Below are 14,352 nucleotides of genomic sequence, written 5' to 3' on the forward strand. Positions count from 1 at the left end.
TTCCGCGCGTCCCTCTGCCTGCGAACTACCCGCCGGGGAATATCACCTTCCGATATTGTTGACTAGTATGGAAGTATGTAGCTATATCGTCCGCGGGAGGAACGCATGAAGCCGCAGCAGCTGCATTCGACGCGACTGGAAATGGGCGTGGCCGTCGGCCCCCAGCTCTATCGCCTGCTGCGCGAGCGGATCATCCGCGGCGACCTTCCCCCCGGCGCGCGCATCTCCGAGGCCGAGATCGCGGTCGGCTACAATGTCAGCCGCCAGCCGGTGCGCGAGGCCTTCATCAAGCTGGCCGAGGAATCGCTGGTCGAGGTGCGCCCGCAGCGCGGCACCTATGTGCGCCGGATCTCGGTGGCGGCGGTGATGACGGCGCGCTTCATCCGCGAGGCGGTCGAGGCCGACATCGCCCGCCAGGTCGCGGGTGCCTCCACCGAGGCGGCGCTGGCCGCGCTGCGGCGCCTGATCGAGCAGCAGAAGGCGATCGTGCAGGAGAGCGACCCCGCCGTGTTCCTGCGGCTCGACGAGGCGTTCCACCGCACCCTCGCCGAGGCGGCGGGGCAGGTCGCGGTCTGGGACATCCTGCAAGGCCTGAAGACCCAGATGGACCGGGTGCGCTACCTCACCGCGCGCCAGCTCCCGCGCGAGCGGCTGATCGACCAGCATGCCGCCATCGTCGAGGCGATCGCCGCCGGCGACCAGGGCGCGGCCGAGGCCGCCATGCGCGGCCATCTCCAGGAGATCATGACCGACCTGCCGCTGATCGCGCGCACCGAGCCGGAATTCTTCGACGCACCGGCCGAGGGAGATGCGCGATGACGGCGCGTCCCGTGCTCTCGCCGCTGTACCAGCCCGGCCAGCCGCCGGCGCCGATCCGGCGCGATGCCGGGGCCTGGGCCGCGTGGTTCCGGCGCGAGCTGATGCCCTGGTGGGCGTGGCGCGCGGCCGATCCCGACTTCGGCGGCTTCTTCGACCGCCTGCTGACTGACGGCAACGTGCCGGCCGGGGAGGCCAAGACCTGCCTCGCGCAGGCGCGCACCCTGTTCACCCTCTCGCATCTGGCGCTGGGCGGCGACGAACCGGCGCTGGTCGCGGGCGCGCATGCAGCGTATCGCTTCCTGCGCGATCACATCCTCGACCCCGCCACCGGCGGCTATGTGCGGGCGGTCGCCCGCGACGGCCGGCCGACCGGTGTGGCGAGCGACCGCGTCTCGCGCAGTTACGACCACTCCTTCGTAGTGCTGGCGCTGGCGACCTATGGCCGGCTGGCGCCGTCCGCCGCGGCGGCAACCGAGATCGTCGCCGCGCTCGAGGACTGCTGGTCCTTCATCGAGACCCGGCTGGTGGATCGCGCGAGCGGGCTGCTGCTGGAGGATGACGGCGTCGCCGATCCCGCCGCGCCGGACGCGCCGCTCCGGGCGCAGAACCCGCACATGCACATGTTCGAGGCGGCGCTGCAGGCGTTCGAGATGACCGGCGAAGCGCGCTGGCTCGCGCGCGCGGACGGCCTGCTGGCGGTCGCGCTGAAGCATTTCCTCGATGCCGACACCGGCACGATCATGGAATTCCGCGCGCCCGACCTTTCGCCCGCGCCGGGCACGGCCGGGCCGTGGCGCGAGATCGGCCACCAGTGCGAATGGGCCTGGCTGCTGCACCGCTACGAGCGGCTCGGCGGCACGGCGCCCGTGCGCGCCGCCGCCGGGCGCATGATGGACTTCGCCCTCGCCTTCGGCTTCTGCCCGGAGGGGCCGATGCGCGGCGCCGCCTATGACGGCGTGGCGGCGGACGGCTCCCTGATGGCCGGGACCTTCCTGCTGTGGCCGCAGACAGAGGCGGCCAAGGCCTTCGTCGCCCGCTTCGAGCTGGGCGGCGAGGCGGGCGATGCGGCGGAGGATGCGCGGCGCGCGCGCGAGATCGCGGTGCTGGTGTTCGAGCGCTACTTCGCCGGGCGCACCGTGTGGTGCAACCAGCTCGACGCGCAGGGGCGGGTGTTGCAGCCGGAGGCGCTGAGCCGACTTCTCTACCACGTGGCGATGTTAGTGACGGAGGGCGAGCGCCTCGGGCTGTGGCCCGGGCCCCGGCACGCGTGAAAGGCGCGTGAACGAAGGCACATGAACCAAGGCGCGGGATGCGCGCCGTCGAAAACACAACGGAGGAAGCCTCATGTTCAATGGCACACTGAGCCGTTTCAAGACCCTGGGCCTGGCCGCCGGCCTCGCCACGCTGTTCGCCGGCACGGCGATGGCCGACTACAAGCTCAACCTCTCGACCTCGCAGACCGCGCAGGACCCGCTGGTGCTCGCCATGCAGAGCGCCAAGAAGAAGATCGAGGAGCGCACCAAGGGCGAGGTGACGATCACCATCTATCCGAGCTCGCAGCTCGGTTCGGACAATGACGTGATCGAGCAGATCCGCAACGGCGCCAACATCGCCGTGCTGGTCGACGCCGGCCGCCTCGCGCCGTTCAAGAAGGAGCTCGGCATCCTCGCCGCGCCCTACCTCGTCGACGACTACACGCAGTACGCCGCCATCACCTCCTCGCCGGTCTATCACGAGTGGGTCGAGGACATGGCGAAGACCTCGGGCCTGCGCCTGCTGAACTACAACTGGTTCCAGGGCACGCGCGAGATGTTCACCAACAAGCCGGTGCACACCCCGGCCGACCTGAAGGGCGTGCGCGTGCGCACCATCGACGCGCCGGGCTGGGTCGCCACCGTCAACGCCATGGGCGCCACCGCCGTGCCGATGCCGTGGTCGGAGGTCTATTCGGCGCTGCAGCTCGGCGCCATCGACGGTGCCGAGGCCCAACTCACCGGCGCCTACGGCATCAAGCTGCACGAAGTGACGAAGAATCTCGCCTTCACCAACCACGTCCAGCTCTTCACCGGCCTTCTGACCTCGGAAGCCTGGTACCAGTCGCTGCCCGAGGACCTGCGCAAGATCGTGGTCGAGGAACTCGCCGCGGCCGGCGACGAGGCGACGCGCAACACCGTCGCCAAGGGCAAGGAAGTGCTGGAGACGATGAAGAAGGCGGGCGTCCAGGTGAACGACGTCGACGTCAGCCAGTTCAGCGCGCTGGTGCCGGTCGTCTACGAGAAGATGGGGCTCGAGGACGCGCGCAAGGCGCTCCAGCCCTACATCAACAAGACCCAGTAACGGGTCCCTCAACCGCGAACCACCGCATGGCCAATGGTGCATCTGCACCATTGGGGAGGGGAAGATGTCGAAGATTTTCGATCGCGCCGAGGAGATCCTCGCCCTCGTGTTCCTGGCCGGCACGGTGACCGCCGTGCTGGTCGGCGCCGTCGGCCGCTCGGTCGGCGTGCCCATCCCGGCGGGTCCCGAGATCGCGCAGCTCCTGCTCATCTGGACCTGCATGTTCGGCGCCGACCTCACGATCAAGCGCGGCGACCATATCCGCATCTCCGCGCTGCCCGACGCGCTCGCGCCGCGCTACCGGCGGGTGCTGATCGTCGTCAGCCTGGCCAGCATCCTCGCCTTCCTCGCCTATGTGGCGTGGCTCGGCTTCCAGCTCGCCATGTCGAACTGGGCGCGCCCGATGGGCACGTCGGGGCTCAGCTATGCCTGGGTGACGCTGGCGCTGCCGGTCGGCTCGGTGCTGATGATCGTCTCGCTGCTGCGCCGGCTGGCGACGCATGGCCTGCTCTACAGCCTCGAGCCGGAAGTCCCCGATCAGGAGTACCCCCTGTGACCTCGGCCCTGATCCTCGTCCTGGCGCTCGGCTACATGGCCATCGGCACGCCGGTGGCGTTCGCCATCGGCATCGCCAGCCTCGTCTACTTCCTGCTGCCGGGCACCTTCATGCCCGACACGGTGGCGGTGCAGCGCATCGTCGCCGCCAGCCAGTCCTTCCCGCTGCTCTCGGTGCCGCTGTTCATCCTGGTCGGGCACCTGATGAACGGCTCGGGCATCACCCCGCGCCTGACGGCCCTTTCCACCACGCTGGCGGGCTGGATGCGCGGGGGCCTCGCGCAGGCGAGCCTCGTGCTCAGCGCGCTGATGGGCGGCATCTCGGGCTCGGCGGTCGCCGACGCGGCGATGCAGTCGCGCGTGCTCGGCGAGCCGATGATCTCGCGCGGCTATTCGCCCGGCTTCACCGGGGCGCTGCTCTCGATCGGCGGCCTGATCACGGCGACGATCCCGCCGAGCCTCGGGCTGATCCTGTACGGCTTCCTGGGCGAGGTCTCGATCGGGCGGCTGTTCATCGCCGGCGTCATGCCCGGCGTGCTGCTGACCATCGCACTGATGATCGCCACCTCCTGGGTCGCGCGCCGGCGCGACTACCGCCCGGTGAACGACCGCCTGCCGACCTTCCGCGAGGTGGCGTCGGGCGTGCGGGCCGGCTTCTGGGCCATTCTGTTCCCGGTGTGGCTGCTGGTGGGCATCCGCTTCGGCGTCTTCACCCCGTCGGAAGCGGGCGCCTTCGCGGTCGCCTACGCGCTGTTCGTCGGCATGGTGATCTATCGCGAGCTCACCTTCGAGCGGCTGGTCGACGCGCTGGTCGCCAGCGTGCGCGACATCGGCATGATCATGCTGATCATCCTGCTGTCGGGTGCCTTCGGCTACGTCATCACCTTCGAGCGCGTGCCGCAGACCATCGCCGAGGTGACGCTCGGCCTGTTCTCCAGCCAGGCGTCGCTGCTGTTCGTCATCGCCGGCTTCCTGCTGGTGTTCGGCATGCTGGTCGAGGCGACGGTGATCGTGATGCTGCTCACCCCGATCCTCGTCCCGGTCGTCACGGCGGCCGGCATCGACCCGGTGCATTTCGGGCTGGTGATGATGACGCTCGTCACCTTCGGCGGCATGACGCCGCCGGTGGGCGTGTCGATGTTCACCGTCTGCGGCATCCTGAAATGCTCCTACAAGGACTACACGGCGGAGATGATCCCGCTCGCCGTGGCGGTGCTGGCGGTGGTCGTGATCATGATCCTGTTCCCGCAGGTGGTCCTGTTCCTGCCCGACTACGTGATGCACTAGGGAACGCCGAGCCGAGGAATCGCCATGCTTCTGCATCCCGACCGGCTGTTCCCGGCCGACCCCGACACCCGCAGCCTCGCCCGGCGCCTGTTCGCCGGCATCGAGCACCTGCCGATCATCTCGCCGCACGGGCACACCGACCCGCGCTGGTGGGGCGAGAACCCGGCCTTCCCGAACCCGGCCGAGCTGTTCGTGACGCCGGACCACTACGTCGTGCGCATGCTGGTGAGCCGCGGCGTACCGTTCGAGGCGCTGGGCATCGGCGCCGGCGCGCAGGCCGATCCGCGCGCGATCTGGCGCCGCTTCGCCGAGAACTACCATGTCTTCCGCGGCACGCCCTCGCGGCTGTGGATCGATCATGCGCTGTCGCAGGTGTTCGGGCTCGAGGAGCGGCTCGACGCGGACAATGCGGACCGGCACTACGACGCCATCGCCGAGCGGCTGGCCGATCCCGCCTACCGTCCGCGCGCGCTCTATGAGCGCTTCGGCATCGAGGTGATCGCGACCACCGACGGGGCGCTCGACGATCTCGCCTGGCACGCGGCGGTGCAAGCCTCGGGCTGGACCGGCCGGGTGGTGCCGACCTATCGGCCGGATTCGGTGGTCGACCCGGATTTCGAGGGCTTCCGCGCCAATGTGGAGAGTCTCGGCGAACTCGCCGGATGCGACATCGGCCACTGGCAGGGCTATCTCGAGGCGCATCGCCGGCGCCGGGCCTTCTTCCGCTCCATGGGTGCGACCGCTACCGATCACGGCCACCCGACGCCGCGCACCGCCGACCTGCCGGAGCCGCAGATCGCCGCGCTCTACCAGCGCGTCCTCGCCGGCCGCGCCGAGGGCGAGGACGCGGATCTGTTCCGCGCCCAGATGCTGACCGAGATGGCGCGCATGTCGGCCGAGGACGGGCTGGTCATGCAGCTCCATTCCGGCTCGTTCCGCAACCACAGCGCCGGCGTATTCACCGCCTATGGCCGCGACCGGGGCTTCGACATTCCCCAGCCGGTGAGCTTCACCGCCGCGCTCAAGCCGCTGCTCGACGCGGTGGGCATGGACCCGCGGCTGCGGCTGATCCTGTTCACGCTCGACGAGAGCGTCTACGCGCGCGAGCTGGCGCCGCTTGCCGGGGCCTATCCGGGGCTGCTGCTCGGCCCGCCCTGGTGGTTCCACGACAGCTTCGAGGGCATCAGCCGCTATCGCCGGCGCGTGACCGAGACCGCCGGCTTCCTCAACACGGCGGGCTTCAACGACGACACCCGTGCGCTGTGCTCGATCCCCGCGCGCCACGACGTCAGCCGGCGGGTCGACAGCGCGTTCCTCGCCGAGCTCGTCACCAGCCACCGGCTCGACGAGGACGAGGCGCACGAGATCGCCCGCCTGCTCGCCACCGACCTCGCCCGCTCCGCCTACCGGCTGTGAGCGTGCGAGGGCGTGCGGAAGCGGCGGGCGGCCGGTGCCGCCGCCTAACAAACGGGCAATTCCTGCCTGAAACTTGGCGGCGCCCGATCCAATAATCGGTGCGCCCTGAGACAAGTCCGGCCGGCGCGTCTGCGCGACAATCCTCTCCTCGGTACCCGTGACCGTGCCCATGAGCACGCGGAATCAGAGGAGAAGGTTCAGTGGCACTCAAATTCGACACGCCCGCCGGCGTGCGTTCCACGGGCGTCGCCCGGCGCCTGCGGGGCGTGCTGTTCGCCGCACTCGCTCTCGCCGTCGCGACCGGCGCGCTGCCCCGGAAGGCCGAGGCGGCGATGCCCGACGGCTGCGCCGCGCTGCAGACGAAATATCCGGACCTGAAGGGCAAGACCCTCACCAACGCCGTCAACCCGCACACGCCGGGCTACGAGACCATCGATCCCCAGGACCCGAGCAAGTATATCGGCTTCGACATCGACCTCGGCGAGGCGATCGGCGAGTGCCTCGGCTTCTCGCTCACCTACAAGCCGGTGACCTTCGCCGCCCTGCTGACGACGCTGCAGGCCGGCCAGGCCGACATCGTCATCTCCGACATCTACGCCACCAAGGAGCGCGCCAAGGCGGCCGACTTCATCACCTATCTGAAGGTGTTCGACGGCGTTCTGGTGGCCAAGGGCAACCCGAAGAAGATCGACGGCATCAACCTGTCGCTGTGCGGCACGGTGGCGGCGGAGAACACCGGCTATGTCGAGGTACCGCTGATCCAGGCGCTGGAGGAGGAGTGCAAGAAGGCCGGCAAGCCGGCGCCGGAGATCCTCCTGTTCGACAACAACGCCAACTGCATCCAGGCGATCCTCGCCGGGCGCGCCGACACCTACATCAACGACGTGAACACGGTCGACGGCGCGGTGAAGGCCTATCCCGACAAGCTGGCCAAGGCGACCGCGGTGACGCTGCCCTATTCGGTGGGCATCGCCGTGCCGCGCGGCAAGACCGAGTTCCGCGACGCGGTGATGGCGGCGCTGGTCGAGATCCAGAAGTCGGGCATGCAGGCCGAGATGATGAAGAAGTGGAACCTGCCCACCGACCAGATCGAGGCACCCAAGCTGGTGCTCGCCGACTGACGCAAGGCCCTTGCCGGAACGGCCGCGGCACGCCCCGCGGCCGTTTCCATCCCAACGCCGTGAAAACAGGCCGATGGATCTCTTCGTACACTATCTGAGCATGCCGTACCTCGTGGAAGGGGTCGGCTACACGCTGCTCATCACCGTGCTGGGCCTGCTCGGCGGCTTCGCCATGGGGCTGGTGCTGGCCTGGATGCAGCTCAGCCGCTTCCGCGCCCTTGCCATCGTCGCGCGCGGCTATTCCATCATCTTCCGCGGCACGCCGCTGATCCTGCAGATGGTGTTCTGCTACAACGCCCTGCCGCTGATCGGCATCAAGCTGACCGCCATCTCCGCCGCCAGCCTCGCCCTCGCGCTGAACGAGGCGCCCTTTATCGCCGAGATCCTGCGCGCCAACGTGATCGGGGTCGATCGCGGACAGGTCAGCGCCGGCCAGGCGCTGGGCATGACGCCGGCCGCCATCATGCGCCGCATCGTCGCCCCGCAGGCGATCCGCTCCATGGTGCCCGCGCTCGGCAACGAGACCATCAGCGCGCTGAAGAACTCCTCGCTCGCCTCGGTGGTCGCGGTGCAGGAGCTGACCCTGCGCTCGACCCAGCTCGCCTCGGCGACCTTCGACTTCTTCTCCATCTTCTTCGCCTCGGGGCTGATGTATCTGGTCCTCACCGGCGCCGTCGCGGTGATCCAGATCGTCATCGAGCTGCTGCTCGACCTCGACCGCCCGCCGCCCAAGGAGCAGTTCGCCCGCTTCATGCGCGCCCTGCTGCCGGGCCGCGGCGAGAGCGCGCTCGCCACCGCCGGCGCGGCGCCGCAGACGCCGGCCGACGTCGCCGGGGAGATCCTCGAGGAGATCGAGACCGACCCGCTGCCGCCGGCCTCGCCCAAGGTGGTGAACCTGCATGTGCGCGGCATCGACCGCGAGGCCCGCGCCCGGCGCCTCGCCGGCAATGCGGTGGCGGTCGAGGTGACGGGGCTGCGCAAGTCCTACGGGCCGCAGACCGTGCTCGCGGGCGTCGACCTCACCGTGCGCGCCGGCGAGATCGTGGCGATGCTCGGCCCCTCGGGCTCGGGCAAGTCGACCCTGCTGCGCTGCATCAACCGCCTTGAGGGCTGGGACGAGGGCGCGATCCGCGTCGGCGGGCGCTTCCTCGGCACCGACGAGGCCGGGCGCGCGCTCTCCCCGCGCGACGTGGCGCAGATGCGTGCCGGCGTCGGCGTCGGCATGGTGTTCCAGCAGTTCAACCTGTTCGGCCACCTGACCGCGCGCGAGAACATCGCCGGGCCGCTGCGCTGGGTGCAGGGGCTCTCGCGCCTCGATGCCGACCGCCGCGCGCAGGAGCTGCTGGAGCGCGTCGGCCTCGCCCACCGCGCCGACGCGCTGCCGCGCCACCTCTCGGGCGGCCAGCAGCAGCGCGTCGCCATCGCCCGCGCGGTGGCGCCGGGCCCGAGCGTGCTGCTGCTCGACGAGCCGACCTCGGCGCTCGACCCCGAACTCGTCAACGAGGTGCTGGAGGTGATCCAGCGGCTCGCCGTGGAGGAGGGGCTCGCCATGGTCATCTCCACCCATCAGCTCCGCTTCGCCGGCGAGGTGGCGGACCGCGTGGTGTTCCTCTCCGGCGGCAGGATCGTGGAGGAGGGCCCGGCCGACCAGGTGCTCAACACGCCCCGCCACCCTCTCACCGCGCGCTTCCTCAGCAAGATGAGCGCCGAATAGCGGCGCGAACCCGACAGGCGGCCCGGCCGCCGCGCATACCGCTTCCAGACCGAGGTTTGCCATGACCAAGCACCATTTGCCCGCCACGCCCGAGACCGTCCATTGGGGGTATTTCAGCCGGACCCTGGCGCCGGTGCTGACGCTGAAGTCCGGCGACAGCGCGGTGATCGAGACCATCACCCACCACGCCAATGACGACTACGAGCGCATGATCGCCGGCGACAAGGCGGCGGAGGAGATCTTCCTCTGGACCGGCGAGAAGAAGACCATGCGCCGGCGCGGGGCGGGGGCGACCGAGGGGCCGTTCACCTACGGTTCGGGCGAGGGGCTCGGCGTGCACCTGCTGACCGGGCCGATCGCCGTCGAGGGCGCGGAGCCGGGCGACGTGATCGAGGTGCGGGTGATCGACACCTGGCCGCGCCCGAGCGCCAACCCGGCCTATGAGGGGCGCTTCTTCGGCTCCAACCCGGCGGCGAACTGGGGCTTCCAGTACAAGGACCTGATCGAGGAGCCGAAGCCGCGCGAGAGCGTGACCATCTACGAGCTCGACATGGAAGAGGCGGCGGTGAAGGCGCTCTATTCCTATGTCTGGACGCCGCAGACCGACCCGGACGGCATCGTCCACCCGACCATCGACTACCCCGGCGTGCGGGTCGACCACGCGACCATCGCGAAGAAGGAGGGCGTGCTCGCCGGCATCAAGGTGCCCGCGCGGCTCCATTTCGGCACGATGGGGCTCGCCCCGGCCGAGGCCGATTTCGTGAGCACCATCCCGCCCAACTACACCGGCGGCAACATGGACGACTGGCGCATCGCCAGGGGCGCGCGCATGTACTACCCGGTCGCCGTGCCCGGCGGGCTGTTCTCCTGCGGCGATGCCCATGCCTCGCAGGGCGACAGCGAGCTCTCCGGCACCGCGATCGAGATCTCGCTCACCGGCGAGTTCGAGTTCGTCCTGCACAAGAAGGCGGACCTGCCCGGCACGGTGCTCGAAGGGCTCACCCATCCGCTGCTCGAGACCGACGATGTGTGGTCCGTCTACGGCTTCAGTGTCACCAACTATCTCGCCGAGCTCGGTCCCGACCCCCAGAGCGAGATCCTGAATCGCTCCAGCCTCGACAACGCCATGCGTGACGCCTTCCGCAAGCTGCGGCGCTTCCTGATGACGGTGCACAAGCTCACCGAGGACGAGGCGATCTCGCTGATGTCGGTGGCGGCCGATTTCGCGGTGACACAGGTGGTCGACGCCAATTGGGGCGTGACCGGCACCATCCGCAAGGCGATCTTCGCCGGCCGCGCGCGCGGCTGACCCGGCCGAAGCCGGCGAGCGGAGGTTCCTCGAGGGCATGATCCTTGCTTGGACGGACCCCTGCACAGGGGTTCGAACCATGAATGCGCAGCCGTTCACGAGCGAATCCTATTCCGAGGACTCCCGTGAGCGCGCCTGGCAGGAGGTTCTCGGCGGATTCGGCCTCCAGTCGCTCGCGGGGCGGGCCGCCCTTCCCTCGCACGCGACCGCCATGTGCCGCGCCTCCTCGCTCGGCGTCCGGCTCGGCCGGCTGTCGGCGGAGGCGCAGGCGCTGCGCCCGGCGCCCTCCCGACCGGCCCCGGGCGGTGCCGGCCTGCCGCTGCTGGTGCTGCCGCTGGAGGGCGGGAGCGTCCTCCACACCGCCGAGGGCCGCAAGATACTCGGCACCGGGCAGTTCCTGCTCGGCCCGCGCAGCGGCGACTGGCAGCTCCAGTTCCCGCGTGGCCTGCGCGCCCTCGTGCTGGCGGTGCCGGCCGACGTGTTCCGCGGCCGAAAGGTGGCGCCGCTGCACCTCATCCAGCCGCTCATCGTCGATCCCGAGGGCCTGCCGGACGTGCTGGCCCGCACCATCGAGGCGGCGGCGCAGGCGCTCGACCGCCTCTCCGAGCCGGAATGGGAGGCGGTGGCGCAGAGCGCGGCCGAATGGCTGCTGGCGCTGGCGAGCGAGCGCGCGGCCGACAATGTGGACACGCCCTCGGGCCGGGCCGCGCTGCTGCAGCGGCTCTACGCCAGCATCGAGCGCAACCTCGGCAGCGAGGGGCTCAGCGTCTCCGAGATCGCGCAGGGCGAGGGCATCTCCGAGCGCTACGTGCAGAAGCTGTTCGAGGGCACCGGCGACAGCTTCAGCCACTATGTGCGCGAGCGCCGGCTGCAGCGCGCCTGGCACGACCTCGTCAATCCGGCCGAGAGCGCGGTGCCGATCTCGGAGATCGCCTATCGTCACGGCTTCTCGGATTCGGCCCATTTCAGCCGGCTGTTCCGCGAGCGCTTCGGCCTGCCGCCGCGCGAGCTGCGCCGGCGCGAGGCCGACCGCCAGAGCGCCAGCGTGTCGACCGGCGGCCACCGGGGCTGGCCGCAGCAGGCACTGGTGCGCCTTCGCGCGCTGCAGGGCCGGGTCGAGGGCGGCGAGCGCGCCGGCGTCGCCTCCGGCCGCGGCGAGGCCCGGCCGGCGCCCGCCCACGCCCCGCTCCACCATCACCTCGCGGTCGATGCCTCGACCGTGCACTGGGGCTATTTCAGCCGCTCGCTGAAGCCGCTGATCGAGATCGGCTCGGGCGACGCGGTGACGATCGAGACCCTGACCCAGCACGCCTCCGATGATCCCGAGCGGATGATCCGCGGCGATGCCGGCGCGGAGAGCGTGTTCCACTGGACCGCCAAGGCCAAGAATGTCGACCGCCGCGGCGCGGGGCCGCTCGACGCCTCGGTGTTCGGGCGCGGGGCGGGCGAGGGCTTCGGCGTGCACATCTGCACCGGGCCGATCGCGGTGCGCGGCGCCGAGCCGGGCGACGTGCTGGAGGTCAATATCCTCGACATCGAGCCGCGGGGATCGCGCAACCCGCGCTTCGCCGGGCAGGTGTTCGGCAGCAGCGTGGCGGCGTGGTGGGGCTACCACTATTCCGAATTCCTCACCGAGCCGCGCCCGCGCGAGACGGTGACGATCTACGAGATCTTCGCCGACGCGGACGAGCCCTATGCGCAGGCCGTGCACGCCTTCCGCTGGGAGCCGCAGGCGGATCCGTTCGGCGTGCGCCACGCGCTCTACGACTATCCCGGCGTGCCGGTGGACCTTGCCGGCGTCACGCTGCGGCGCGAGGTGCTGAAGGGCATACGCATCCCGCTGCGTCCCCATTTCGGCGTGATCGCGGTGGCGCCGCGCGAGGCGGACCTGATCGATTCCGTGCCGCCGGCCTATTTCGGCGGGAACCTCGACAATTGGCGGCTGGGCAAGGGGGCGACGGTCTATCTCCCGGTCTCCGTGCCCGGGGCGCTGCTCTCGGTGGGCGACCCCCATGCCACGCAGGGCGACGGCGAGCTCTCGGGCACCGCGATCGAATGCTCGATGACCGGCACCTTCCGGGTCGTGCTCCACAAGAAGGCCGACACGGTCGGCACCGTGCTCACCGATCTCACCTATCCGCTGATCGAGACGCCGGAGAACTGGGTGCTGACCGGGTTCAGCCACCCGAACTACCTCGCCGAGTTCGGCGCCAACGGGCAGAGCGACGTCTACAACAAGTCCTCGCTCGACCTCGCCATGCGCGACGCCTTCCGCAAGGTGCGGCGCTTCCTCATGACCACCAAGGGCCTCGACGAGGACGAGGCGATCGCGCTGATGTCGGCAGCGGTGGATTTCGGCATCACCCAGGTGGTGGACGGCAATTGGGGCGTGCACGCCATCCTCGCCAAGCGCCTGTTCGAACCCTGACGGGCGGCCGGCCCCGCCCTGCGGTGGCGCGGCAGGGGCGCCGGCTTTGCCTTCCGTTTAATTGCACATTTTATATCAATCGATACAATGCGTGCTCCTGACTGAGGAGCCATCGAATGTCCCACGCCCGGCTTGCGCCGCGAATGAACGGCGCCGGTTCGTCGCCCACCGCCGAAATCTCCAACAAGGTGCGCGCCCTGACCGCGCAGGGCCATGCGGTGGTCAATCTGGGCGAGGGCGAGCTCGACTTCCCGACCCCGGAGGCGATCTGCGCTGCCGGCATCGCCGCCATCGAGGAGGGCGACACCAAATACACCGCGGTCGCCGGCACGGCGGCGCTGAAGGCGGCGATCCGCGCCAAGTTCGCGCGCGAGAACGCGCTGGACTATTCGGACGAGGAGGTGATCGCCGGGGCGGGCGCCAAGCAGCTCATCTTCAACGCCCTGCTGGCGACGCTGGCGCCGGGCGAGGAGGTGATCGTGCCGGCGCCCTACTGGGTGTCCTATCCCGACATGGTGCGCCTCGCCGAGGGCGTGCCGGTGATCGTGCCCTGCACCCCCGCGCAGGGCTGGAAGCTGACGCCGCAGGCGCTGAAGCAGGCGATCACCCCGCTCACCCGCTGGGTGGTGCTGAACTCGCCGAACAATCCCACCGGCGCGGTCTACAGCCCGGACGAGATGAGGGCGCTGACCGAGGTGCTGCTCGCCTGCCCGCAGGTGCTGGTGCTGGCCGACGACATCTACGAGCACGTCCGTTTCGAGGGTGCGTTCGCCACGCCCGCCGCGGTCGAGCCGGCGCTGCGCGAGCGCACGCTGACCGTCAACGGCCTGTCCAAGGGCTATTCGATGACCGGCTGGCGCCTCGGCTATGCCGGCGGGCCGGCGTGGCTCGTCGCCGCAATGCAGGTGCTGCAGTCGCAGAGCACCTCCAACCCGAGCACCATCAGCCAGCGCGCGGGCATCGCGGCGCTGGAGGGCGTGCGCGACTTCATGGCCGGGTGGCTGGAGACGCTGCGCACGCGCCGCGACATCGTGCTCGACATGATCGCCCGCGTGGACGGGCTCGCGAGCGACGTGCCCGAGGGCGCCTTCTACGTGTTCGCGGACTGCCGGGCGATGATCGGCGCGACGACCCCCGCCGGGCGGGTGATCGCCAGCGATCTCGACTTTGCCACCTACCTGCTCGAGGCCGCCCATGTCGGCGTGGTGCATGGCGCGGCCTTCGGCGCGCCCGGCTATATCCGCATCGCCTATGCGGTGGACACCGAGACGCTGCGCGCGGCCTGCCGGCGGATCGAGGCCGCCTGCCGCGCCCTGTCGCTGAAGGCGGCGGCCTAAGCCTCCCGCCTCACTCGACGATAAAAGGC

At 70.2% G+C, this 14,352-nt stretch carries 11 protein-coding genes; all 11 read left to right on the forward strand.

Features of this window, described 5'->3' with window-relative positions; genetic code table 11:
* The first annotated feature begins 105 nt into the window (after positions 1-105).
* The 11 genes from NVS83_RS10090 to NVS83_RS10140 all read left to right on the forward strand — a co-directional run bounded on the left by NVS83_RS10090 (position 106) and on the right by NVS83_RS10140 (position 14,323).
* Complete coding sequence (locus NVS83_RS10090) at positions 106-819, forward strand: GntR family transcriptional regulator (RefSeq protein WP_258732964.1); 714 nt, start codon at positions 106-108, stop codon at positions 817-819.
* On the forward strand, positions 816-2,090 hold the full coding sequence (locus tag NVS83_RS10095) for an AGE family epimerase/isomerase (RefSeq protein ID WP_258739188.1): 1,275 nt from the start codon (positions 816-818) through the stop codon (positions 2,088-2,090). The genes NVS83_RS10090 and NVS83_RS10095 overlap by 4 nt, the downstream gene beginning before the upstream one ends.
* 73 nt (positions 2,091-2,163) lie before the next feature.
* A complete protein-coding gene (locus NVS83_RS10100; protein ID WP_258739189.1) occupies positions 2,164-3,156 on the forward strand; it encodes a C4-dicarboxylate TRAP transporter substrate-binding protein in 993 nt (330 codons plus the stop codon).
* Positions 3,157-3,220: 64 nt separating this feature from the next.
* A complete protein-coding gene (locus tag NVS83_RS10105) occupies positions 3,221-3,712 on the forward strand; it encodes a TRAP transporter small permease (protein WP_258739190.1) in 492 nt (163 codons plus the stop codon).
* Positions 3,709-4,998 (forward strand): TRAP transporter large permease, encoded by a 1,290-nt coding sequence (locus NVS83_RS10110; RefSeq protein ID WP_258739191.1) that lies wholly within the window; start codon positions 3,709-3,711, stop codon positions 4,996-4,998. Before NVS83_RS10105 ends, NVS83_RS10110 begins: the two co-directional genes overlap by 4 nt.
* 18 nt (positions 4,999-5,016) lie before the next feature.
* Complete coding sequence (gene uxaC / locus NVS83_RS10115) at positions 5,017-6,414, forward strand: glucuronate isomerase (RefSeq protein WP_258739740.1); 1,398 nt, start codon at positions 5,017-5,019, stop codon at positions 6,412-6,414.
* Between the two features lie 257 nt (positions 6,415-6,671).
* A complete protein-coding gene (locus NVS83_RS10120) occupies positions 6,672-7,535 on the forward strand; it encodes an ABC transporter substrate-binding protein (RefSeq protein ID WP_374115050.1) in 864 nt (287 codons plus the stop codon).
* A gap of 73 nt (positions 7,536-7,608) precedes the next feature.
* Complete coding sequence (locus NVS83_RS10125) at positions 7,609-9,249, forward strand: amino acid ABC transporter permease/ATP-binding protein (RefSeq protein WP_258739192.1); 1,641 nt, start codon at positions 7,609-7,611, stop codon at positions 9,247-9,249.
* A 61-nt stretch (positions 9,250-9,310) separates the two neighbouring features.
* Entirely contained in the window at positions 9,311-10,558 is a 1,248-nt protein-coding gene (locus NVS83_RS10130; RefSeq protein WP_258739193.1) for an acetamidase/formamidase family protein, read from the forward strand.
* 79 nt (positions 10,559-10,637) lie between these two features.
* Positions 10,638-12,986, forward strand: a complete 2,349-nt coding sequence (locus NVS83_RS10135; protein ID WP_258739194.1) for an acetamidase/formamidase family protein — start codon at positions 10,638-10,640, stop codon at positions 12,984-12,986.
* A 116-nt stretch (positions 12,987-13,102) separates the two neighbouring features.
* Positions 13,103-14,323 (forward strand): pyridoxal phosphate-dependent aminotransferase, encoded by a 1,221-nt coding sequence (locus NVS83_RS10140; RefSeq protein ID WP_258739195.1) that lies wholly within the window; start codon positions 13,103-13,105, stop codon positions 14,321-14,323.
* Positions 14,324-14,352 lie beyond the last annotated feature (29 nt).

This window comes from Ancylobacter mangrovi (genome assembly GCF_024752335.1).
Taxonomy (GTDB): Bacteria; Pseudomonadota; Alphaproteobacteria; order Rhizobiales; family Xanthobacteraceae; genus Ancylobacter; species Ancylobacter mangrovi.

Bases quoted from the DNA above. Each gene is read 5' to 3' on its own strand.
- NVS83_RS10090 (WP_258732964.1), top strand. From the start codon at position 106: ATGAAGCCGCAGCAGCTGCATTCGACGCGACTGGAAATGGGCGTGGCC.
- NVS83_RS10095 (WP_258739188.1), top strand. From the start codon at position 816: ATGACGGCGCGTCCCGTGCTCTCGCCGCTGTACCAGCCCGGCCAGCCG.
- NVS83_RS10100 (WP_258739189.1), top strand. From the start codon at position 2,164: ATGTTCAATGGCACACTGAGCCGTTTCAAGACCCTGGGCCTGGCCGCC.
- NVS83_RS10105 (WP_258739190.1), top strand. From the start codon at position 3,221: ATGTCGAAGATTTTCGATCGCGCCGAGGAGATCCTCGCCCTCGTGTTC.
- NVS83_RS10125 (WP_258739192.1), top strand. From the start codon at position 7,609: ATGGATCTCTTCGTACACTATCTGAGCATGCCGTACCTCGTGGAAGGG.
- NVS83_RS10130 (WP_258739193.1), top strand. From the start codon at position 9,311: ATGACCAAGCACCATTTGCCCGCCACGCCCGAGACCGTCCATTGGGGG.
- NVS83_RS10135 (WP_258739194.1), top strand. From the start codon at position 10,638: ATGAATGCGCAGCCGTTCACGAGCGAATCCTATTCCGAGGACTCCCGT.
- NVS83_RS10140 (WP_258739195.1), top strand. From the start codon at position 13,103: ATGTCCCACGCCCGGCTTGCGCCGCGAATGAACGGCGCCGGTTCGTCG.